The organism is Rhizobium sp. NXC14 (assembly GCF_002117485.1).
GTDB lineage: Bacteria > Pseudomonadota > Alphaproteobacteria > Rhizobiales > Rhizobiaceae > Rhizobium.
This window is the reverse complement of record NZ_CP021032.1, coordinates 256,848-277,455: the sequence shown is the minus strand read 5'-3', so window position 1 is coordinate 277,455 and position 20,608 is coordinate 256,848. Positions and strand designations below refer to the sequence as shown.

Below are 20,608 nucleotides of genomic sequence, written 5' to 3'. Positions count from 1 at the left end.
AGATGAGCTGCCGGCCTTTCCATTTCTGGCGCTCTAAGTATCCGTGGCATTGCCGGATCGGGTCAGGCTGTTGCGGCTGACCAGCGACGGCATCTGGAAAATATGCTCCGCGCCGGTGCGGCCCTCTATTCTCGAAATCAACGTCCGGGTGGCGACCTGACCGAGTTCCCTGCCCGATTGATCGATGCTTGCGAGATTGACGAGGCCGAGCGCTGCGGTCGACGAATTGTCATATCCGATGACGGCAAGGTCCTCGGGCACACGCACACCCATCTCCATCGCCAGGCTCAGAAGAGTGATGGCGTCGAGATCGCTCCAGCAGAAAACGGCGCGCGGCTTGTTCTTTCTCGACAGGAACTTTCGCATCGTTTCCTCCCGCTTTGGCGGGGCGATCGGAATTTTGGTGATCGGCGCAGACGATCCCAGTCCGGCACGCTGCATCGCCCGGCGGAAGCCGATCTCGCGCTGGCGCACGACAGAGACCTGGTGCCCCTCACGCTCGCCGAGGCTCAGCATTTCGATGTCGCGATAGCCGCAGGCAAGCAGCGCTTCCACCGCAATCTCGGCTCCACGCTGGTCATCGGCATTGACCGTATCGAAGGCCGTGGCGCCGGCATCGTGATAACCGACGGCGACGATCGGTATCTGAGCCGCGAATTTTGCGATGATGTCCGAAGGCAGGCGCGGCGCAACCAGGATCAGGCCGTCCATCTTGTAGTCGATCATCGACTCGATCAACGACGTCTCCAGCTGTACGCGCGCATCACTGACGCCGATCATCGCCTGGTAATGCGAAGGCGCCAGCACACCGTTTACCCCGGCAATCACCTCCGGCAGGAAGGGGTTGCGGATGTCGATCAAAAGCACGCCGATGGTGAAACTCCGGCCGCGCAACCCGCGCGCCGCCCGTGAGGGCCGATATCCAAGCGCTTCAATAGCGTCGGTCACTCTTGCCCGCAGCGCTTCGCTGACGCCGTAAGCGTTGCGCATCACCTTCGAGACCGCGGCGACCGATACGCCTGCATGCGTTGCCACCGTCCGGATCGTCACGCGATCATTTCGTTGCAGTCTTTTTTTCTCTTCGATCGACATGAAATCTCTGGACTTGCGCTGCGGGCGGTCACAATCGCCCTTAGAAACACCATGGCAGACTGGTGACGAAATTTCTATTGCACTTCCGAAAAAAATGTAGAACGTTATATGGAGAACGTTCTACAACTCTGCGGGAGGACTTGATGAACTTTCAGCCGGCAGCCATCGACGGCAATCTCGTTTATCGCGCCTGGTCCGGAGAGATGATCGCACCACTGTCGGACCGCGGCCAGGGAACGGCCGCAAGCTTCGTCTCCAAGACCTTCGATCATGACGGCACCGACCTTCCGATCGGACTCTTCATCTCGGCGCTCGGCCTCTATCGCTGCTTCATCAACGGCACCCGCGTCGGCAACGATCTGCTGACGCCCGGCTGGACGAATTACGACGCCCGCATTGCCTATCAGCGATACGACATCTCGAGATTTCTGAAGTCAGGCATTAACCGGATAGAAATCTGGCTCGCCGATGGATGGTACCGCTCGCCCATCATGTGGGGTGCCCAGGCTATTCCCAACTGCTGGGGCGACAGGATCGGGGCCATTGCGGATCTGGTCGGCCCCAGCGGCACCATTCTTTCTACCGATACGACCTGGCAAAGCGGCCTTCTGCCGATCCAGAAGTCGGGGATCTATTACGGTGAGATTTACGATGCACGCCTGGAAAAGGTCGCCGAAACCCACGGGACCGAGCGATTGCCGTTCGACACGGGGCTGCTCGTCGCGCACGAGACGACAGCGGTGCGGGAGCTGCAGCCGCTCGCCCCCATCGAAAGCTGGACCGATCATGAAGGCAGGACGATCTATGATTTCGGCCAGAATGTCGGCGGCTACGTCAGATACACGGTCCGTGGCGTCAGCGGCACCGAAGTACGGGTCGAGCACTCCGAAGTCCTTGGGCCGGAACGCCATTTCGACAATCGCAATTATCGCGCCGCCGCTGCGCATACCCTCTATACGCTCAGCGGAGGTGGTGACGAGACCTACGCGCCGCATTTCACCTTTCACGGCTTCCGTTATGCCAGGGTGACGATCAAAGGCGATGCGGAGATTGTTGAAATCGCCTCGATCCCAATCTCCTCGGTGCCGGAACCGGCGGGCGGCTTCACCTCGGGCAATCCTCTCGTCAATCGCCTGGTTGAAAATACCATCTGGTCGCAGCGCGCCAATTTCATCGAAGTGCCCACAGATTGCCCGCAACGCGACGAACGGCTCGGCTGGACGGGTGATGCCCAAGTCTTTGCCGCGACGGCCTGTTGGCTGAGCGACAGCCAGTCCTTCCTCAAGAAATATCTGCGCGATGTGATGGCCGACCAGCGCGAGGACGGCGCCGTTTCGCATTTCTCGCCCGACCCGACGCGTCTGCACCCCGGCAATTTCCCGGGCTATGCCGGCTCGACCGGCTGGGGCGACGCGATTGTCGTGATCCCCTGGGTCCTCTACACCCATTACGGCGACCGAGCCGTTCTTTCGGAATGCCTGGATTCCATGGTGCGCTGGGTCGATTTCGTCTGGTCCATCTCGGACGGCCCGATTGTCCATCCGCCCTCGCATTGGGGCGCCCGCGGCTTCACCTTCGGCGACTGGCTGCAGCCGGTCGGCGATAACAGAAAGCCGCGCCCGACCATTGCCGACGATTGTGCGGCGACCCTCTACCACTTCATTTCGACGGATCTTCTAGCAAAGGTCGCTGGCGTTCTCGGCGAGCATGCGCTCGAAGAGCAGATGAAGGGCCGCGCCGACAAGATCCGGCTGGCTTTTGCCAACGAGTTCATCACGCCGGCCGGGCGGCTCGCCCATAACGATCAGACATCCTATGCGCTGGCCTTCCTGTATGACCTGATACCGGGTGAGCATCATGAGGCCGCCCGGCGACATTTCAGGCAGGTGGTCGTCGATGCCGACTACAAGATCGGCACCGGCTTCATCGGCACTCCGGCCCTTTTGCCGGCGCTGACGAAACTCGGCATGGACGACCTCGCCGAAAAAGTCTTCCTGCAGGAGGATGTGCCGGGCTGGCTCTACCAGGTTTCAAAGGGGGCGACGACGATCTGGGAGCGCTGGGATTCGATGGCGCCCGACGGCACCATCTACGAACCCGACATGAACAGCTATAACCACTACGCCTATGGCGCGGTCTGCCAATGGCTGTTCGAATGTGTCGCCGGCATTTCGCCGAGCCCGGCCGCACCCGGCTTTGCCGAAGTGATCGTCGACCCGACGCCGATCCCGTCGCTTTCGCCGGTTTCGACCTATCACGATATCAGCCAGGGGCGCATCGAGGCCGGCTGGCACTGCACCGGCAGCGAGGTCACCTATGTGCTGACGCTCCCGGAGGGTTGCGTCGGCCGCTTCCGGCCCGGCCGGCGGCACCACAATGCGTCACTCAATGGCGAGCCTGTCATTGAGGAGGCGGTTCTTCCCCCAGGCACGCATAGGCTGGTCTTTTCCCTACCCGATTATTGAGGAGCATACAGGTCAAACCGTTCAGAGGAGGAACGTCATGACACATCGGATAAAGCTCATTCTTGCCGGCGCATCCGCGCTTCTGGCCTTGGCCGCGGCCGGCCCGTCGCAGGCCGAAGTCACGCTGTCATTCCTGATCGACAACAATCCCGATACGGTCGCGGCGGCCGAGGCGCTCGTTGCCGCTTATCAAAGCAAGGCACCCGACGTGACGATCGAGATCGAGCAGCGGCCGGGCGGTGGCGAAGGCGACAATATCGTCAAGACGCGTCTGGCGACGGGGGAGATGTCCGATGTGTTCCTGTATAATTCCGGGTCGCTCTTGCAGGCGCTGAAGCCGACGCAAACGCTTGTCGATCTGAGCGGTCTCGCCTCGCAGGCGAAAGTGTCCGGCGACTTCAAGGCCGTCGTTAGTGCCGACGGCAAAGTCTATGGCGTTCCCTTCGGCACGGCGATGGCCGGCGGGATTCTCTACAACAGAAAGATCTACCAGGACCTCGGCCTCTCGGTGCCAAAGACATGGGCGGAGTTCATGGCGAACAACGCCAAGGTCAAGGCATCGGGCAAGGTCGCAGTCGCGCAAACCTATCGCGATACCTGGACCTCGCAGCTGTTCGTATTGGCCGACTATTACAACCTGCATGCTGCCGTTCCGAACTTCGCTGCCGACTATACCGCCAACAAGGCGAAATACGCAGAGACGCCGGCAGCGATGAAAGGCTTCGAACGCCTGAAGGAAGTTCATGACGCCGGGCTGATGAATGAAGACTTCGGCGCAGCAAGCTATGATGACGGGTTGAGAATGGTGGCCACCGGCGAGGCGGCGCACTATCCGATGCTGAGCTTTGCGGTCGGCGCAATTAAACAGAATTATCCTGAAAACCTCAGCGATGTCGGCTTCTTCGCCCAACCGAGCGATGAGGCAGCCACGAACGGCCTGACGGTCTGGATGCCGCCTGGCCTCTATATTCCGGCCACCAGCCAGCACGCCGAGGAAGCAAAGAAGTTCATTGATTTTGCCGGCAGCGTCGAAGGCTGCAAGGTGATGGTGGAAACCAACGCCGTGCAAGGGCCCTCCCTCGTCGACGGTTGCGATCTCCCGGCGGACGTGCCGCCTGCAATCAAGGACATGCTTCCTTATTTCGAGGCTAAGGACAAAACGACGCCAGCGCTGGAGTTCGTTTCGCCGGTCAAGGGCCCGGCTTTGGAGCAGATCACCGTCGAAGTCGGCTCCGGCATCCGTCAGCCTGCGGAAGCCGCCAAGCTCTATGACGAGGATGTGCGCAAACAGGCCAAGCAACTCGCCCTGCCCAACTGGTAGCGGACGCTCGGGTCATCAACCTCGCTCCTGAAGGGCGAGGTTTCCCGATCGAAGAGGTAGTCATGACCGAGATACGCCCGCGCTCGCGCAATTCGCCCTACCCCCTATGGTTTTTTATCCCCGCCGCCATCATTTACGGCGTGCTGTTCCTTTTTCCGACCATATCGTCTCTCTGGTACAGCCTGACGCACTGGGATCTCTCGACAGCCCAATTTATCGGGCTTGAAAATTTCCAGCAGTTCTTTTCCGAACCGTTCCTGGTCAAGGGGCTGATCAACACGCTGATCTACGCGCTGACGACATCCGGCCTGAAAACGGTCTGCGGACTGCTGCTGGCCGTGCTGCTCACCAGCAATATCTTCGCCCGCGGTTTTCTGCGCACGCTGGTCTTCTTTCCCGTGCTGGTTTCGACGATCGGCATCGGCATCACCTTCACGGTCATGATGCATCCGACCAAGGGCATCATCAATGTTACGCTCGAGACGCTTGGAATGCCGGGGCCGGGATGGCTGACCAATCCGACGCTCGCGCTTTTTTCGGTGGCCCTGGTCGATGTTTGGAAGGGGGTCGGCCTTGCCACCCTGATCTTCATCGCCGGCCTTGCTGCGATCAGTCCCGACTATTATGAGGCCGCCAGGATCGACGGCGCCACACGGCTCCAGCAATTCGTTCGGATCACCCTGCCGCTCGTGCGCCCTGCCACCGTCATCGTCGTGACATTGTCGCTGATCGGCGGCTTGCGATCCTTCGACCTGATCTGGGCCATGACTCGCGGCGGCCCCGGCTTCTCCTCCGATGTGATCGCCTCGGTCATCTACAAGCAGTACCAGGCTGGCTTCTATGGTCTGTCGACGGCCGGAAACGTCATCCTGTTCGCGCTGATCGCCGTGATCATCCTGCCCTTCACCCTGTGGTTCAACCGGCGCGAGGTCGAGGAATGAGAAGCGTCCGCCCCTATGTGACGGGTGCAATTGCCCTTGCCATCGGGGCGGTCATCTTCGTCATGCCTTTCGTTTTCGTCGCTCTGCAGGCGGTGAAATCCAAATCGGAGGCCTCCCGCCTCGATTTCGAACTTCCTGAGCATTGGCTGTTCTGGGACAATCTCGTCGCCGTCTTCAAGGCGCGCGACTATCAGCTCGTGCTCGCCTATTTCAATTCGACTCTGATCACGGTCGTTTCCGTCACTATCCTGATCCTGCTGTCGGCGATGGTCGGATATGTGATGCAGCGCCGCAAGACCGCATGGAACCGCGTGGCCTTCGCTGCGCTGTTCATGGGCCTGATGATGCCGCCGGCCGTTGTTCCCACCATCGGCCTTTTGCAGGACATCGGCCTCTTCAAGACCATGACCGGAATGATCCTGATCCAGGTTGCCTATAATCTCTCCTTTTCGGTCCTGCTCTATCGGTCGTTCATTTCGACCATCCCGCGCGATCTCGACGAGGCGGCGCTGATCGACGGCGCCAAGCCCCGGCAGATCTTCTTCCGCGTGGTCCTGCCGCTGCTGAAGCCGGTGACCGTGACCAATATCGTCGTCCAGTCGATCGCGATCTTCAACGATTTCACCAATCCGCTCTATTACCTGCCGGGCAAGGAGAATGTGACGGTGCAGCTGACGCTCTATAATTTCCAGAGCATGTATTCGAGCCAGTACAATCTGCTCTTCATGAACATCCTCCTCGTAACGATCCCGCCGCTGATCGTATTCATCTTCTTCAACCGCCAGATCGTCGCGGGCATGACGGCGGGCGGAGTCAAAGGGTAGCAGAATGGCTGAACTCAGTCTCAAACAGGTTCGCAAGAGCTTCGGCGCACTTGAAGTCATCAAGGGGATCGATCTGGAGGTTGCCTCTGGCGAATTCGTCGTCTTCGTCGGCCCGTCGGGATGCGGGAAGTCGACGCTGCTGCGCATCATCGCCGGCCTGGAAGAGACGACCTCGGGTAGGCTGACCATCAGCGGCAAGGACGTGACCTATGCGGAACCTTCCGAGCGAGGCATCGCCATGGTGTTCCAGAGCTATGCGCTCTACCCGCATATGACGGTTGCCGAGAATATCGGCTTCGGACTTTCGCTCGCCCGCCGCCCGAAGGCTGAGATCGCCGAGAAGGTCGCGGCAGCAGCCGAAACGCTGCAGCTCACTCATCTGCTGCAGAGAAAGCCGAAAGCGCTTTCCGGCGGCCAGAGGCAGCGCGTCGCCATCGGTCGGGCGATCGTGCGCGATCCCAAGGTTTTCCTGTTCGACGAGCCGCTCTCCAATCTCGATGCCTCGCTGCGGGCACAGATGCGCCTGGAGATCTCGGAACTCCACGCCCGTTTAAAATCGACGATGATCTATGTCACCCACGACCAGGTGGAGGCGATGACGATGGCCGACAAGATCGTCGTTTTAAACGGTGGCGCCGTCGAGCAGATCGGCAGCCCGATGGAGCTCTACCGCAATCCCGCCACACCCTTCGTTGCCGGCTTCATCGGCAGCCCGAAAATGAACCTCTATGGCGGCGAGACGGCACGGCGAATGAACTGCACGACCTACGGCATCCGCCCGGAACATATCAGGCTTTCGGAAGGCACCGGCCAGTGGCAAGGCAGAATCCGACATGTGGAACGGCTCGGCGCCGACGCGATCCTCTATCTCGATGTCCCCGAACTAGGCGAAATGATCGTGCGTGCCGAAGGCGAGACGCCGTTTGCATCAGGTATGACGGTCTGGGCAAATCCGATGGAGGGAGCGGAGCACCGGTTCTGAGACCGGGTTAAAGCCCACATCGAGGAGCAATCCTACCGACCGAAGATCCCGCCCCTCACGGTTATTTGTTTAAGAGAGCCGCCAGATCCTCTTTGAGCCGGACCGGCTGATTCATCCCTTCGTGAAGAATGCTCATGACACCGAGATCGCCTTTCTTAAGCTCGCGAAAGAACACAGTGATGCTCATAGCGGCCGAAATAGGCTGAACGCTTGATGTCTGCCGGAACTGCCAGACGTTGCGGAAGTTGTCGCCAGATCGACCGATCCTCGCACAAACGCTGCAAATAGGCGTGCAGCCCGAGAATATAGGCGTCCGCCTGCTTCTCTCCCCACGCCTCAACCGTGTCACGCCAAATCTTGTCCTGCGCTCCTCAGCGCGGATAAAATCAAATTGTCACCATCAGGCTATCGGCGCTTGTTGCGGCGGATGACGTCTTTGGCCGAAACCGCGACGAATTCGCTGTCTTCGGCCCGCATGGCCGGCGCGAGTTCCACTTGCAGCAAATCCCAGGCCTTATCACGCGTCTGCAGGTCGCGGCGAACGAGGGCACGAATATGCTCGTCGGCGTTTCATGGAGGCCGTCGTGGCCAACCTGCTGCTGGTTATGATCCTGCAATTTCCCGCTGACCTTCACATGAATACTACCGGATGCCATGGGCATACCCTTCGTTCATCTTCTCGTGGGCAGCGTAGCATGTATTGTCATATTCATCACGATTAGGCCTACCGGTCCTCAGAACCGGTCGGGACGCAGCGGCGTGAGAGGTAGGCTGGACAGTCGCCACAGCCGATTGGTCGTCATTTTCCGATCTTGCCGCAGGGGTACTTGGAACGGCCGCCCTGCTGGCGGACCACCTGCCGGTAGAGGAACAGGGACTGCGCCTCCTGAACAATCCAACGCTGGCCATTCCTCTGCTCTCCCCCGCGAGATTACTGCGTTCGTCAACGCGACGCACAGCCTGGCACAGCTCGGAGTCTCTGCGCTACGGCGCCATGTCCGATTATGTTACGGCAGCGATTTACGAAGTAGGTCCCTGGCGGCGCAAAGCTTCGTCAGGATTTCCACGGGAAGCGCAAGCATCGACCAGCTCAGGCGATGCCGCCGAGGCATACATATTTGAGTTCGGTATATTCGTCCAATCCGTGGCTTGACCCTTCGCGGCCGAGACCCGACATCTTGACGCCGCCGAACGGCGCTTCCGCCGTCGAGACGAGACCGGTATTGACGCCAACCATCCCATATTCCAGCGCTTCGGCGACGCGAAACACCCGCGACAGGTCGCGCGCGTAAAGATAAGAAGCCAGGCCGAACTCTGTATCGTTCGCTTGCTCGATGACGTCCTGCTCGTCGCGGAAACGGAAAAGTGGGGCAAGTGGCCCGAAGGTTTCCTCGCGCGCGACCTGCATGCCGGCATCGACATCGCGCAGGATCGTCGGTTCGAAGAAATGACCGCCAAGCGCGTGGCGCTTGCCTCCCGAAACGATCCCGGCACCCTTTGCAACGGCATCCTGAATATGGCTTTCGACCTTGGCGACGGCGTTGTCGTCGATGAGCGGGCCAAGCACGACGTCGCGTTCCAGCCCGTTGCCGACCTTCAATGCCGAAACGGCCGCGGCGAGCTTGGCGGCAAACGCCTCGTAGACGCTGTCCTGTACGTAAAGCCGGTTGGCGCAGACGCAGGTCTGGCCGTTGTTGCGGAACTTGGCGATGATCGCTCCTTCGACCGCGGCGTCGAGATCGGCGTCGTCGAACACGATGAAGGGCGCATTGCCGCCGAGCTCGAGACCAAGCTTCTTGATCGTCGGCGCGCATTGCCGGTAAAGCAGCTCGCCCGTCCGCGTGGAGCCCGTGAATGTCAGGACCCGAACGTCGCGGCTCGCAGTCAGCGCCCCGCCGATTGCGGCCGCATCTCCCGTGACGATGTTGAGCAGCCCCGCCGGCAGGCCGGCGCGCTCCGCGAGAACGGCGATCGCAATTGCGGAGAACGGCGTCTGCAGCGCCGGTTTGAGAACGACGGCGCAGCCGGCGGCAAGCGCGGGGCCGATCTTGCGGGTGATCATCGCGTTCGGGAAATTCCAGGGCGTGATCGCCGCCACGACGCCGGCCGGCTGGCGCAGAACGAGGATCCGCTTGTCCGGCTGATGTCCGGGTATGGTCTCGCCATTGATGCGTCTTGCCTCTTCGGCAAACCATTCGATGAAGCTCGCACCATAGGTGATCTCTCCCTTGGCTTCAGCGAGCGGCTTTCCCTGCTCCAGCGTCAGGATCATCGCCAGATCGTCGCGGTTTTCGATCATCAGGCGGTGCCATGCCTTGAGAACGGCGGCGCGTTCGCCTGCGGTCTTCTTGGCCCAAAGCTTCTGGGCGACCACGGCAGCCTGGATGGCCTCTTCCGTCTCCGCCGCACCGAAGTCGGGGACCGCGCCCAGCACCTCACCTGTCGCCGGATTGTGGACCATGGCCGCCCGGCGCCCTTCCACTTCGATCCAGCGATCGGCGATGGGGCAAGCCTGACGGAACAGCGAGGGATCATTGAGCTTCATGGGACAACTTTCAGCAGAATACGTGAGCGGCACCGGGATCGAAATCGAGATGGACTATATCTCCACGATTGAGCCCGGCAATAGCCTCATGTCCGAACGGCAAACGGACCGAAAGCGCCTCGCCTGTCACCGTCTCTGTGGAGACGTGGATATTGTTGCCGAGAAAGGTAATGTCGCTGACAGTCGCGGCAAGACCCGCGCCGGCGGCTCTGGCGCGCGACAGGCGGATGCGCTCCGGCCTCAGCATCAGCGCCGCCCGGGCGCCGGAGGTCCCTTTTCCATGCACCGGAATTTGATCGAAGATCGTCCCGCCTCCGAGCGCAATGGTGGCTTGTCCATCGGAGGATGACACCAGGTCGCAGGAAATGAAGTCGCTGTCGCCGATGAATTCGGCGACGAAGCGCGTCCGAGGATTGGCGTAGAGTTCAGGTCCCGTCCCGATCTGGTCGATGACGCCCTTCGAGAAGACAGCGATACGGTCGGAGAGCCGCAGCGCCTCCTCCTGGTCGTGCGTGACGTAGAGGATCGTCACTTCCGTCTGCTGGTGGATGCGGCGGATCTCATGCTGGATTTCCTCGCGCAGCTTCTTGTCGAGCGCCGACAGCGGCTCGTCCATCAACAGCACCGGCGGATCATAGGCAAGCGCTCTGGCAAGCGCGACGCGCTGCTGCTGGCCGCCGGACATTTGCGCCGGCTTGCGATCCTCGAAGCCTTCGAGGCGGACGAGGCGCAGCATCTCCTTCACCTTGCTGTCGATCTCAGTCTTCGACTTGCGCCTGACCTTTAACGGAAAGGCGATGTTTTCGCCGACGGTCAGATGCGGAAACAGCGTGTAGCGCTGGAACACCATGCCGATGTTGCGCTTGTGCGACGGCGTGGCGAGCAGGGTCTTGCCCTCGAGGGTAATGTCGCCTTTCGTGGGATTTTCAAAGCCGGCTAGGATGTAGAGCGTCGTGCTCTTGCCGGATCCGGACGGTCCGAGAAAGGTCAGGAACTCACCGCGCCGGACATCGAGATTGACGTCGTGCACGGCGACAACGGGGCCGTACTCCTTGCGTATGCCGCGGATCTGAAGGAATGGTTCGTTCATTGTTTCAGTACCTTACGCACGACGGCGACCAGCGCCATCAAGATGATCGTCAAAAGGATGAGAAGGGTGGACGCGGCTGCGACGACAGGCGTCAGATCCTGCCGCAGCGTCGCCCATACCTTCACGGGCAGCGTCTGCAGGGTCGGGCTGGACATGAAGATCGCCACTACCACCTCGTCCCAGGATGTCAGGAAGGAGAAGACGGCCGCCGAAAACAACCCGTGGCTGATTGCGGGAAGCGTGACCCTGATCTTCGCTTCCAAGGGCGAGGCGCCGCAGAGCACCGCCGCATCCTCGATCGACTTGTCGAAACCTTCGAGCGCACTCGATATGGACAGGATCGAGAAGGGCAGCGCCAGCACCAGGTGCGCAATGACAAAGCCCGTCAGCGTGCCACCAAGACCGATCCTCAAGAAGAAGGCGTACAGCGCGACCGCGAGAACCACGACCGGCAGGATCATCGGTGTGAGGAACAGCGCCTTCAGCGCATCGCGGAACAGGAACGAACCGCGCACCAGCCCGAAGGACGTCACCAGCCCGAGCAGCACCGACAGGATCGTCACAATGACCGCGATCTTGAAGCTCGTCAAAGCTGATTCCAGCCATCGCGGGTCGGCGAAGAGCTCGCTATACCACTGAAATGTCCAGCCCGGCGGCGGGAAGATCAACCATTGCGACGAGCCGAAGGACAGCGCCGCGATGAAGACGATCGGCAGCAGCAGGAAGGCGGCGGTCAGAAGCGTGATCGCCAGGAGGAGATATTTCCACCAGCCGAGACGGTCGAAATTGAGCAGCATCTCAGCGTCCTCCCGGGTTCTGGCTGCCGAAGAACCGCAGTTGCACGGCATAGAGCGACAAGGTCACCACCAGGAGCACCAGCGCCGCCGCACCGCCCATTCCCCAGTTGACCAGCGACTGCACGAACTGCGCGATCAGCTCCGCGAGCATCATGTTGGCGGTACCGCCGAGAAGCGACGGCGTCACGAAATAACCGAGCGACATGACAAAGACCATGAGGGCGCCGGCCGCCATGCCGGGCATCGCCAAGGGCAGCAGAACGCGGGTCAGGCACTGCCAGCGGTTGGCGCCGCAAAGGGCTGCGGCCTGCAAGGTCGAGGGGTCGATTTTCTTGACCACGCCGTAGAGCGGCAGGATGATGAAAGGCAGCATGATATATGTCATGCCGATCGTCACGCCTGTGAGATTGTTGACCAGCGCCAGCGGCTGGTCGATCAGGCCAATTCCCATCAGCATCTTGTTGATCAGCCCCGTCCGCTGCAACAGCACCATCCAGGCATAAGTGCGGGCCAGCAGATTAGTCCACATCGACAGGAGCAGGATCGCAAAGATCACCGACGTCAGCCGGCCGGGCATGATCGCCAGCGCCCAGGCCACGGGAAAACCGATCAAAAGCGAAATCACCGTGACAAAACCGGAGACGATGAAGGTATTGGCGAAAATCTTGAGATAGGTCGCCGACCCGATCAGTTGCGCATAATTGCCAAGACCCGGGACCGGTTCCAATACGCTTCGCAGCAGCAGGACCACCACCGGAACGACGAAAAAGATTCCTACGAAGGCCAGAGCCGGAACGACCCCGCCAAAACCTGTTGCCCTGCGCGCCTTTGGCAGAGGCATGATCGCGCCGGAGGCATCGCTATACGTCGTCATGACAGTCCTTCCCACCCGTCAATTCCGCAGGCGCCATCCGACAGGCGTCGCTGCGGGAGGTACGGCGAACATTTCGCCGTACCCGTCCATCTGAAGTCTCAGCCTATTTTGCCTGCCAAGCGTACCACTTCTCGCCGATGGCATCGCGATTGTTGGCCCAGTAGTTCATATCGGCATTGACCTGGCTTGCCGTCTGCTGGTCCGGCAGGGTCTTGGCTGTCTCCGGATCCATCAGCTTGGCCGACTCGACATTGATCGGCGCATATCCGGTGGCCTTGGCAAGGGCGGCCTGCGGTTCGGCGGAGGTCGCCAGCGCAATGAACTTCATCGCAGCCTCGGCATTCGGCGCACCCTTCGGCACGACGAGCGCATCAGCAGCGGTGATGTTCTGCTCCCAGGAGGTCTCCACCTTGATGCCGGTTGCCGCAAGGGCGGTCATGCGGCCGTTCCAGACGCTGCCGAAGGGCGCTTCGGCGGAGGCCAGCAGCTGCTGCGACTGCGCACCGCCCGACCACCAGATGATATCTGACTTGATCGTATCGAGCTTCTTGAAGGCACGGTCGAGATCGAGCGGATAGAGCTTGTCGGCAGGCACGCCGTCGGCAAGCAGCGCCGCTTCGATCACGCCGGGAGCCGACCACTTGTAGAATGTGCGTTTTCCCGGAAACTTCGCCGTGTCGAACAGGTCAGCCCATGTCTTCGGGCAGGCTTTGACGGCATCGGCGTTGCAGCCGATGACGAAGGAATAATAGAAGCTGCCGACCGAATAGTCGGTGACGAAACGCGGATCGAGCTTGGACTTGTCGATGACGGAGAAGTCTAGCTTCTCGAGCTGGCCGTTCCTGCCCGCCTGGGCTGCGTAGTCACCTTCGACGTCGACGACATCCCAGGCGACCTGGCCGGCCTCGACCATCGCCTTGAGCTTACCGTAATCCGTCGGCCCGTCCTGCACGACGGTGACGCCGGTCTTTTCGGTGAAGGGGCTTGCCCATGCGGCCTTCTGTGCGTCCTGCGTCGTTCCTCCCCAGCTCGAGAAGACCAGGTTGTCGGCCTTGGCCGGGGCGGAGACCGCCACGAATGCGGCAACCGCCGCGAAAGCAAATGCTGTTTTCATGTTCCCTTATCCTTGTTCTGGTTTGTCCTACGGTATGCCTTATGCCGTCAGTGCGCCTCGCTCCTGGGAGAAAAGCTTGCTGGCTTCATAATCTTGTTTTCCGCCACCTCGATCAGATCGCGAATCTTGGGCAGGAACGCCTGCCACCGGGGATCGGCCAAAAGCCGTTGACGGCGCGCCTCGCGCTCGTCCAGGCTCGCAAAGGCCCAGATGTGAACGATTTCGTTGATCGTCCCGATCTCCGAGAAGAAGTAGCCGACCAGCGTGCCGAGATGGCTCTTCTGGATCTCGATACCCTCTTCCTCGAGGACCTTGAGATATTGCGGGATCGCGCCGTTCTTCAGCCGATAGGTCCGGATTTCGTAAAACATCGGCGTCATCTCATCACGAAGGGATCGGGGATCGGATCGTCCGACGTCCGGAGCCAGATCGTCTTGGTGCGGGTGTAATCGAGCGCCGCGGCCATGCCGCCTTCCCTGCCGTGGCCGGACAGGCCGAACCCGCCGAACGGCGCGATCGGCGAGACGGCACGGTAAGTATTGACCCAGACAATGCCGGCGCGGATGCCCTTCATCAGCCGATGCGCCCGTGTCAGGTTCTGGGTGAAGAGGCCGGAGGCGAGGCCATAGCGGGTATCGTTGGCAAGCCGCAGCGCCTCGGCCTCGGTCTCGAAGGATACGACCGACAGGACCGGTCCGAAGAATTCCTCGATCAGCGAGGGCGAGGCGACATTGTCGCAATCGAGGATCGTCGGCGGGAAGTAAAAACCTTCGCCGTCGATCTTGCTGCCGCCGGTCACGAGACGGGCGCCGCTTTCGATCGACTTTTCGACGAGGGCGCCGATATTGTCCTGCTGGCGCTTGGTGGCGAGCGGGCCGACCTCTGTCGCCATGTCGAGTGGTGCGCCGATCCGGATCGCCTCAGCCTTCTGTCGCAGCAGGGCGACGAATTTGTCCTTGACGCTGCGCTCGACGATCAGGCGTGATCCGGCAACGCAGCTTTGTCCCGTTGCGGCGAAGATGCCCGCGACCTGGGCGTTGGCGGCGCTTTCGAGATCGGCATCGGCAAAGACGATGAAGGGCGACTTGCCGCCGAGTTCGAGCGAGGTGGAAGCAAGATTTTCTGCCGAGTTGCGAACCACCTGCCGCGCGGTTTCAGGACCGCCGGTGAAGGCGACGTGGGCCACCTTCGGATGGCGGCCGAGGGCAGCGCCGCAGGAGGCGCCGAAACCGGTGATGATATTGACGACGCCGGCGGGAAAGCCCGCCTCGTGCACGAGACGCGCAAATTCGAGAAGCGGCGCCGGGCCGTCTTCCGAGGCTTTGACCACCATCGTGCAGCCGGCGGCGAGCGCCGGACCGATCTTGACCGCCGACAGGAAGAGCTGGCTGTTCCACGGCACGACCATGGCAACGACGCCGATTGGCTCGCGGCGAAGCCAGACATCCATGTCGGGCTTGTCGATCGGCAGATAGGAGCCTTCGATCTTGTCTGCTATGCCGGCATAATAACGATAGTACTCGGCGACATAAGCGATCTGCGCGGATGTTTCGCGGATGATCTTGCCGGTATCGCGCGTCTCCAGTTCGGCGAGAACCTGCGCGTTGGCGGCAACGAGGTCAGCCAGCCTGTAGAGCAGCTTGCCGCGTTGCGTCGCCGTCATCTTCGCCCAGGGACTGTCGTATAGCGCCTTTTCGGCAGCGTTCACGGCCCGGTCGACATCGCCCTCGCGCGCTTCCGGCATCTCAGCCCAGACCGTGCCGGTCGCCGGATCGATGCTGGGATAATGAGCCTCGCCGTCAGAGAACTCGCCGCCGATATAATGTTGGAAACGCCGCATGGTCCTACTCCTGAAATGCCGGCATGACCTCGGTGATGAAGCGCTCGAGCGACGCCTTCTTGCGCTCGAAACTCATGCCGGTGTCGATCCAGAAGGAATATTCGTCGTAACCGAGCGCTTCATAGGCCTTCAGCCTCGCGATAACGGTCTCGGCGTCGCCAACGACATTGTTGGTGCGCATGACCTGATCCGACAGCATCGCATTCGCTCGGATCTGCTCGTCCGGAATCCGCTCGATCAGGCCTTGGTTGACCGGCTTCTCATTCTTGAACCAGGCGAAGAAATAGTTGTAGTAAACGCTGAGCTCATGGGCTGCCTGGGCGACGTCTTCTTCCGACGAGCCGACATAGGTGTGGCGCAGCAGCATGATCTTCGGCCGCTCGATTTCAGGATTCTTGGCGCAGGCATCGTTGAAGCGGTCAATCAGCGACTGAACCTCGTCGTCACCTTGCCAGAGCGGCGTGACCTGGACGTTGCAGCCGTTGGCGACGGCGAATTCATGCGAGTTCGGATCGCGCGCCGCAACCCAGATCGGCGGGTGCGGCTGCTGCAGCGGCTTCGGCGCCGAGGTCGTCGCGGGGAACTTGAAGAACTCCCCGTCATGGGCATAGTCGCCCTTCCATATGCCCTTGACCGCCGGGATGAGCTCGCGCATCCGCTGGCCGGCGCCCCAGGCATCGAGACCAGGCAGCAGACGTTCATATTCGAAGGAATAGGCGCCGCGGGCAATGCCGATATCTAGCCTCCCGTCGCAGATGATGTCGGTCATGGCAGCTTCGCCGGCAAGCTTGATCGGATGCCAGAAGGGGGCGATCACCGTCCCGGTGCCAAGCCTTGCCCGGGATGTGCGGCGGGCGAGATCGGCAATGGTGACGAACGGGTTGGGCGCGATAGTAAAATCCATCCCATGGTGCTCGCCCGTCCAGATCGCATGCATGCCGCCCTGGTCGGCGATCTCGCAGAGCGCGACGAATTCGTCGTAGAGGCTCTTGTGGCTCTGGCTGGCGTCGAGCCGTTCCATATGGACGAAGAGGGAGAACTTCATGCTTTTGCGCCCTTGGCTGGAATGGGATGAACTTTGCCGCCGGTCTCGTCACCGAAATAGACGCCGAAATTGCCGATCGAGCTTTCCATCGCGAAACGGGTGACGATGTCGGCAGTCGAACTGGTCTTGAATTGCGCACCCGACAAAGCGTCCGGTTTCAGGAACCTGCCGCTCGCCGGTTCCCCATCGCCGGCGACGGCGTGGTAGACGATGTGCTGCTTGCCGTCGCTCTTGCCCTCGTAGACGGAATAGAGAAAGCCGATGCTGACGTTCAGCCCGGTTGATGTCTCCAGGTATTTTTCCAGCGCCTCGGTCGGGTTGCCGTCATGGGCGTCGATGCTTGGAAGGGAAAGCACCTCCTCGCCGAGGAGCAGAACCTCGCCGCGGCGTTCGACGACGGCCGCAAGTTCGATGTTGCCTTCGGCTGCCGCCGAAACCGCCTTGCTTGCGAGCGTCGGCGTGAAGTAGCCGCCGCGGGCATAACCGAGACCGTTGCGGCCGCTATTGTCGAAGGATTCGATGCGTCCCATCAGGATGACGTGGTCGCCGGCCTCGATGACCTCTTCCATGGCGCATTCGAACCATGCTGCTACGTTCGAGAAGACCGGGCAGCCTGCCGCCCCTTTGGTCCATTCGACCGCCGCAAATCGGTCTTCAACAGGGCGCGCGAAGGTATTTGACACGTCCTTCTGCGTTTCCGACAGCACATTGATCGCGAAATGCCGCGCGCCGGTCATGGTGGCGAAGTTGCGCGATGTCTTGGCAAGGCAAACGAGGAGCAGTGGCGGGTTGAGGGAGACCGAAGTGAATGAATTCGCCGTGAACCCGATCGGATTCCCCTCGCCGTCGCAGGCGGTGACGACGGTCACGCCGGTCGGAAAAGCCCCGAATGCATCTCGCAACGCCCTGGGATCGACAGTCTGGATTGTCATCGTTCATCCTCCCCGAACGACAGCCACTCAGCGAGCAGCGAATTGACGATATCCGGCGCGGTCAGGTTCACCATGTGACGATGACCTTCGACGATGCGGGCCCAGCCCTTGGGCGCAAGCGCCGCCATCTGCGTTGCCATCAGAGGCGTCGAGTTCGGATCATCCGATCCCGTCAGGAACAGGGCCGGGCCGCGGACGTCCTTCCAGCGATCGGCGTAAGTTTCGTCTCCTCCGGCGAAGGCAGCGTAAGCGACGGCATAGCCTTCCGGATCGACGAGGCTCAGCCATTCCCGTGTCAATTCACGCGCAACGAGGCTGTCCGGATCGTCGCCGAACCAGCGAGCCAGGGGGCCTTCCTTGTCAACCCCCGTTACCGGAATGGCGGCAGCCCGCGCAAGGACGGCAGCCTTTGCTTCAGGGTCGCGCCTGTAGACGCCGTTGAGATATGCGACACGGCTGATCCGTTCGCCGAAGGTCGCCGCCGCCCCGCCGGAGACCAACGCCCCCATGGAATGTCCGGCGACATTCGTCATTTCGATCGCCATGTCGTCGAGAAAGCGCCCGAACCAGGCGACGAACTCCTCGAGGCGGCTGCCCGCCGCCAGCTTCGCGCTCTCGCCGTGTCCCGGCATATCGACAGCGATGACGCGATGACCGGCCGATAGAAAGGCGATCTGCGGAGCCCAGGCCTCGAGCCGCATGCCGACGCCATGGATCAGAACCAGCGGTTCCCCGCTACCGGACTCGTGATAGGCCGTTCCGCTTGCCGTCCTCTTTCGGGGCAAGGCACCGGCGGCGCTCGTTGCTGCAGCGGCGTCTTTGCTCGATCTGGCTGTCAGCATGTCAGAGCGCTCCCTCAAACGCCCGCAGGATTGGTGACGTCCTGCCCCAGGTCTTTCAGATCCTGGTAACGGTCGCCAATGCGGTGATGCGGACGTCCGCCGACCGAAGCGCCGAGAGCCACGACGATCTCGTCGGCAGCAGGCGCGTCGGGGATCGAGGTCTGGATGGTCAGATAGTGCGAGCGGCGGCCTTCGTCATTCTTGTCCATCAGCGGGATCATGATCGGCGCATTGGCAGGGCCGCGTGTGTTACAGAAGGCGAGATAGGATTTGGCACCGACGGCATGGCGATAGAAGTTGCCGAAGCGCAGCGTGTGAATGAGCGCGGACGCGTGTTCGATCTCGCCGTCCAGGCCGACAACGGCGGATTTTCCATAGGCTTCGACAGCCTCGCCCGACCCGACGGCATCGACGATCATCTTGGTGAGCAACTCGCCAAGCACCGGCGCGCCCGCATGAATTTTGGGCTTGAGGTCTTCGACGAAGCCCTGCCCTGCCCAGGGGTTCTTCACGACAGCATAGGCGGAGAACAGCTTCAGCGGCACGGCCGCGGCCTTGCCGCCTTCGATTAGCGTCGTTTCGATCAGCAGTCCCGTCTTGCGAATTTGAATGGCCACCTGAACACCTCAATCTCGTTAATGTGTATTATGGTATACCATATTATCTGACTGTCAAGTTCGTTGTAGGCGCGGCGTCGACAGAGCCAAGCGCCGTTCAGGATATTCGCCAGAAAACAATAGATGACGCTTCGCCAGCCTCTGCATGGGCCACGAAGGCATTTGCTCGGGGCGCAATAAGGTCGTTTAGTCCCCGATAGTCTCTTCGTTCCTGTCCATTGTTGTCAGCTGACACAGCCCGTGCGCACGGCGGCCCACCGGCTCGCAGGGAGGCTGCAAGGCAGAAGGACTCAAGCCAATCCATGTCAACTTGGATATTATTTATTATGGCATACCATCACATCGGACAAACTGGGTGTCAAGAGTGTAGACTCTCCGGCATCGTAACCCGTATGATGATAGAAGATGGTGCGAATGGCTTCGCCCGCTTGCATTGGAAGCTGCCGCGGTTGCCCGGTGTTACTCGGCGGACTTCTTAGCCGACAGCACCGCTTCGGCAATCGCGCTCGCGGCAGCGACATGATCCATCGCCGCCCGGTAAGCGCCCTCGCCGTCGCCGCGACGGATGGCGTCGACGATCTTGGACATCTGCGCTGGCCCTTCGATGCCGCGCCTCTCCGTCTTGATCGTCATCGAGCGCAGGTGGTTTATGCGCACGGTGAGGAGATTGACGACACCCCAGGCGACGTGCCTGTCGACCATCGTGAACAGCGTTTGGTAGAAGGAAGAGGTGTTGGTCAGCACTGCTGCCATATCGTTGTCGCGATAACTGTTGCGGATCCCGGCAAGGGCTTCCTCCAGCGCGGCTACGATTTTGGGACTTCTGCGTTCCGCGCAGAGCCGCGCCGCCATACCCTCGAGAGCGCCGCGGATCTCATAGATCTGCTTGGCTTCCTCGATGTCGAGCTGCGCGACGATCGGTCCCTTGTTCGGCAGATTGGCGACGAGCCCTTCCGATTCCAGGTGCCTCAGAACCTCGCGTACCACCGTGCGGCTGACGCCGAGCTGGGCGCAGAGGTCACGTTCGACAAGGCGGTCGCCGGGGCGAAAATACCCATTCACGATGGCTTCGCGGACCTTGTCGAGTGCCAGCTCCCGCAATGTCTTCGCAGGACGCTCGACCCTGATTGCTGCGTCCTTGAAAGCACCGCTCATTCTGCACCTCAGAGTTGGACCGGCTTCGCACGCTCAAGAACTCGCGGCAGCCAGGTTCGAAAATCGTATTATGGCGTACCACGCACTGTAGCTGGCGGCGGCCGGCAATTCAACAGCACCGAGTGACCCTGG

The 20,608-nt window shown here is 61.1% G+C and carries 18 protein-coding genes and 3 pseudogenes; 6 read left to right on the top strand and 15 right to left on the bottom strand.

Going from position 1 to position 20,608, the window contains the following annotated elements:
* Nucleotides 1-33: 33 nt before the first annotated feature.
* On the bottom strand, nt 34-1,092 hold the full coding sequence (locus NXC14_RS25635; RefSeq protein WP_085780838.1) for a LacI family DNA-binding transcriptional regulator: 1,059 nt from the start codon (nt 1,090-1,092) through the stop codon (nt 34-36).
* 143 nt (nt 1,093-1,235) lie between these two features.
* Between NXC14_RS25635 and NXC14_RS25630 the strand changes: the two genes are divergently transcribed.
* From NXC14_RS25630 to ugpC, 5 genes are all read left to right on the top strand, one after another.
* Complete coding sequence (locus NXC14_RS25630; protein ID WP_085780837.1) at nt 1,236-3,557, top strand: alpha-L-rhamnosidase; 2,322 nt, start codon at nt 1,236-1,238, stop codon at nt 3,555-3,557.
* Between the two features lie 37 nt (nt 3,558-3,594).
* Nucleotides 3,595-4,878, top strand: a complete 1,284-nt coding sequence (locus NXC14_RS25625) for an extracellular solute-binding protein (protein WP_085780836.1) — start codon at nt 3,595-3,597, stop codon at nt 4,876-4,878.
* Nucleotides 4,879-4,940: 62 nt separating this feature from the next.
* Nucleotides 4,941-5,819: a sugar ABC transporter permease gene (locus NXC14_RS25620; RefSeq protein WP_085780835.1), complete on the top strand. Its 879-nt coding sequence runs from the start codon at nt 4,941-4,943 to the stop codon at nt 5,817-5,819.
* Nucleotides 5,816-6,643, top strand: a complete 828-nt coding sequence (locus NXC14_RS25615; protein WP_085780834.1) for a carbohydrate ABC transporter permease — start codon at nt 5,816-5,818, stop codon at nt 6,641-6,643. The genes NXC14_RS25620 and NXC14_RS25615 overlap by 4 nt, the downstream gene beginning before the upstream one ends.
* 4 nt (nt 6,644-6,647) lie before the next feature.
* A complete protein-coding gene (gene ugpC / locus NXC14_RS25610; protein ID WP_085780833.1) occupies nt 6,648-7,625 on the top strand; it encodes a sn-glycerol-3-phosphate ABC transporter ATP-binding protein UgpC in 978 nt (325 codons plus the stop codon).
* A 61-nt stretch (nt 7,626-7,686) separates the two neighbouring features.
* Here the strand turns inward: ugpC and NXC14_RS33665 are convergent.
* Nucleotides 7,687-7,981: pseudogene (locus NXC14_RS33665) on the bottom strand (type II toxin-antitoxin system RelE/ParE family toxin).
* Nucleotides 7,982-8,030: 49 nt separating this feature from the next.
* A pseudogene (locus NXC14_RS25600) lies at nt 8,031-8,281 on the bottom strand (transcriptional regulator).
* A gap of 113 nt (nt 8,282-8,394) precedes the next feature.
* On the opposite strand from NXC14_RS25600, the pseudogene NXC14_RS33660 reads away from it, so the two are divergent.
* Nucleotides 8,395-8,658 (top strand): annotated as a pseudogene (locus NXC14_RS33660) (FAD-dependent oxidoreductase); the annotation flags it as partial.
* Nucleotides 8,659-8,715: 57 nt separating this feature from the next.
* Here the strand turns inward: NXC14_RS33660 and NXC14_RS25590 are convergent.
* The 12 genes from NXC14_RS25590 to NXC14_RS25535 all read right to left on the bottom strand — a co-directional run bounded on the left by NXC14_RS25590 (nt 8,716) and on the right by NXC14_RS25535 (nt 20,476).
* On the bottom strand, nt 8,716-10,170 hold the full coding sequence (locus tag NXC14_RS25590) for an NAD-dependent succinate-semialdehyde dehydrogenase (protein WP_085780832.1): 1,455 nt from the start codon (nt 10,168-10,170) through the stop codon (nt 8,716-8,718).
* A gap of 10 nt (nt 10,171-10,180) precedes the next feature.
* Complete coding sequence (locus NXC14_RS25585) at nt 10,181-11,260, bottom strand: ABC transporter ATP-binding protein (protein WP_085780831.1); 1,080 nt, start codon at nt 11,258-11,260, stop codon at nt 10,181-10,183.
* Nucleotides 11,257-12,057 (bottom strand): ABC transporter permease, encoded by an 801-nt coding sequence (locus tag NXC14_RS25580; RefSeq protein ID WP_085780830.1) that lies wholly within the window; start codon nt 12,055-12,057, stop codon nt 11,257-11,259. Before NXC14_RS25580 ends, NXC14_RS25585 begins: the two co-directional genes overlap by 4 nt.
* Before the next feature lies 1 nt (nt 12,058).
* Nucleotides 12,059-12,931: an ABC transporter permease gene (locus NXC14_RS25575; RefSeq protein ID WP_085780829.1), complete on the bottom strand. Its 873-nt coding sequence runs from the start codon at nt 12,929-12,931 to the stop codon at nt 12,059-12,061.
* A 103-nt stretch (nt 12,932-13,034) separates the two neighbouring features.
* Nucleotides 13,035-14,045: an ABC transporter substrate-binding protein gene (locus NXC14_RS25570; RefSeq protein ID WP_085780828.1), complete on the bottom strand. Its 1,011-nt coding sequence runs from the start codon at nt 14,043-14,045 to the stop codon at nt 13,035-13,037.
* A 47-nt stretch (nt 14,046-14,092) separates the two neighbouring features.
* The gene (locus tag NXC14_RS25565; protein WP_085780827.1) at nt 14,093-14,416 is read right to left on the bottom strand and encodes an NIPSNAP family protein; all 324 of its coding nucleotides are present in this window, start codon (nt 14,414-14,416) and stop codon (nt 14,093-14,095) included.
* A 5-nt stretch (nt 14,417-14,421) separates the two neighbouring features.
* A complete protein-coding gene (locus tag NXC14_RS25560) occupies nt 14,422-15,885 on the bottom strand; it encodes an aldehyde dehydrogenase (protein WP_085780826.1) in 1,464 nt (487 codons plus the stop codon).
* A gap of 4 nt (nt 15,886-15,889) precedes the next feature.
* Nucleotides 15,890-16,930, bottom strand: coding sequence for an LLM class flavin-dependent oxidoreductase (locus NXC14_RS25555; RefSeq protein ID WP_085780825.1), 1,041 nt, complete (start codon nt 16,928-16,930; stop codon nt 15,890-15,892).
* On the bottom strand, nt 16,927-17,862 hold the full coding sequence (locus tag NXC14_RS25550; RefSeq protein ID WP_085780824.1) for a flavin reductase family protein: 936 nt from the start codon (nt 17,860-17,862) through the stop codon (nt 16,927-16,929). Before NXC14_RS25550 ends, NXC14_RS25555 begins: the two co-directional genes overlap by 4 nt.
* The gene (locus tag NXC14_RS25545; protein ID WP_085780823.1) at nt 17,859-18,704 is read right to left on the bottom strand and encodes an alpha/beta fold hydrolase; all 846 of its coding nucleotides are present in this window, start codon (nt 18,702-18,704) and stop codon (nt 17,859-17,861) included. Before NXC14_RS25545 ends, NXC14_RS25550 begins: the two co-directional genes overlap by 4 nt.
* Nucleotides 18,705-18,718: 14 nt before the next feature.
* Nucleotides 18,719-19,321 (bottom strand): amino acid synthesis family protein, encoded by a 603-nt coding sequence (locus tag NXC14_RS25540; protein ID WP_085780822.1) that lies wholly within the window; start codon nt 19,319-19,321, stop codon nt 18,719-18,721.
* Between the two features lie 459 nt (nt 19,322-19,780).
* The gene (locus NXC14_RS25535) at nt 19,781-20,476 is read right to left on the bottom strand and encodes a GntR family transcriptional regulator (protein ID WP_085780821.1); all 696 of its coding nucleotides are present in this window, start codon (nt 20,474-20,476) and stop codon (nt 19,781-19,783) included.
* Nucleotides 20,477-20,608 lie beyond the last annotated feature (132 nt).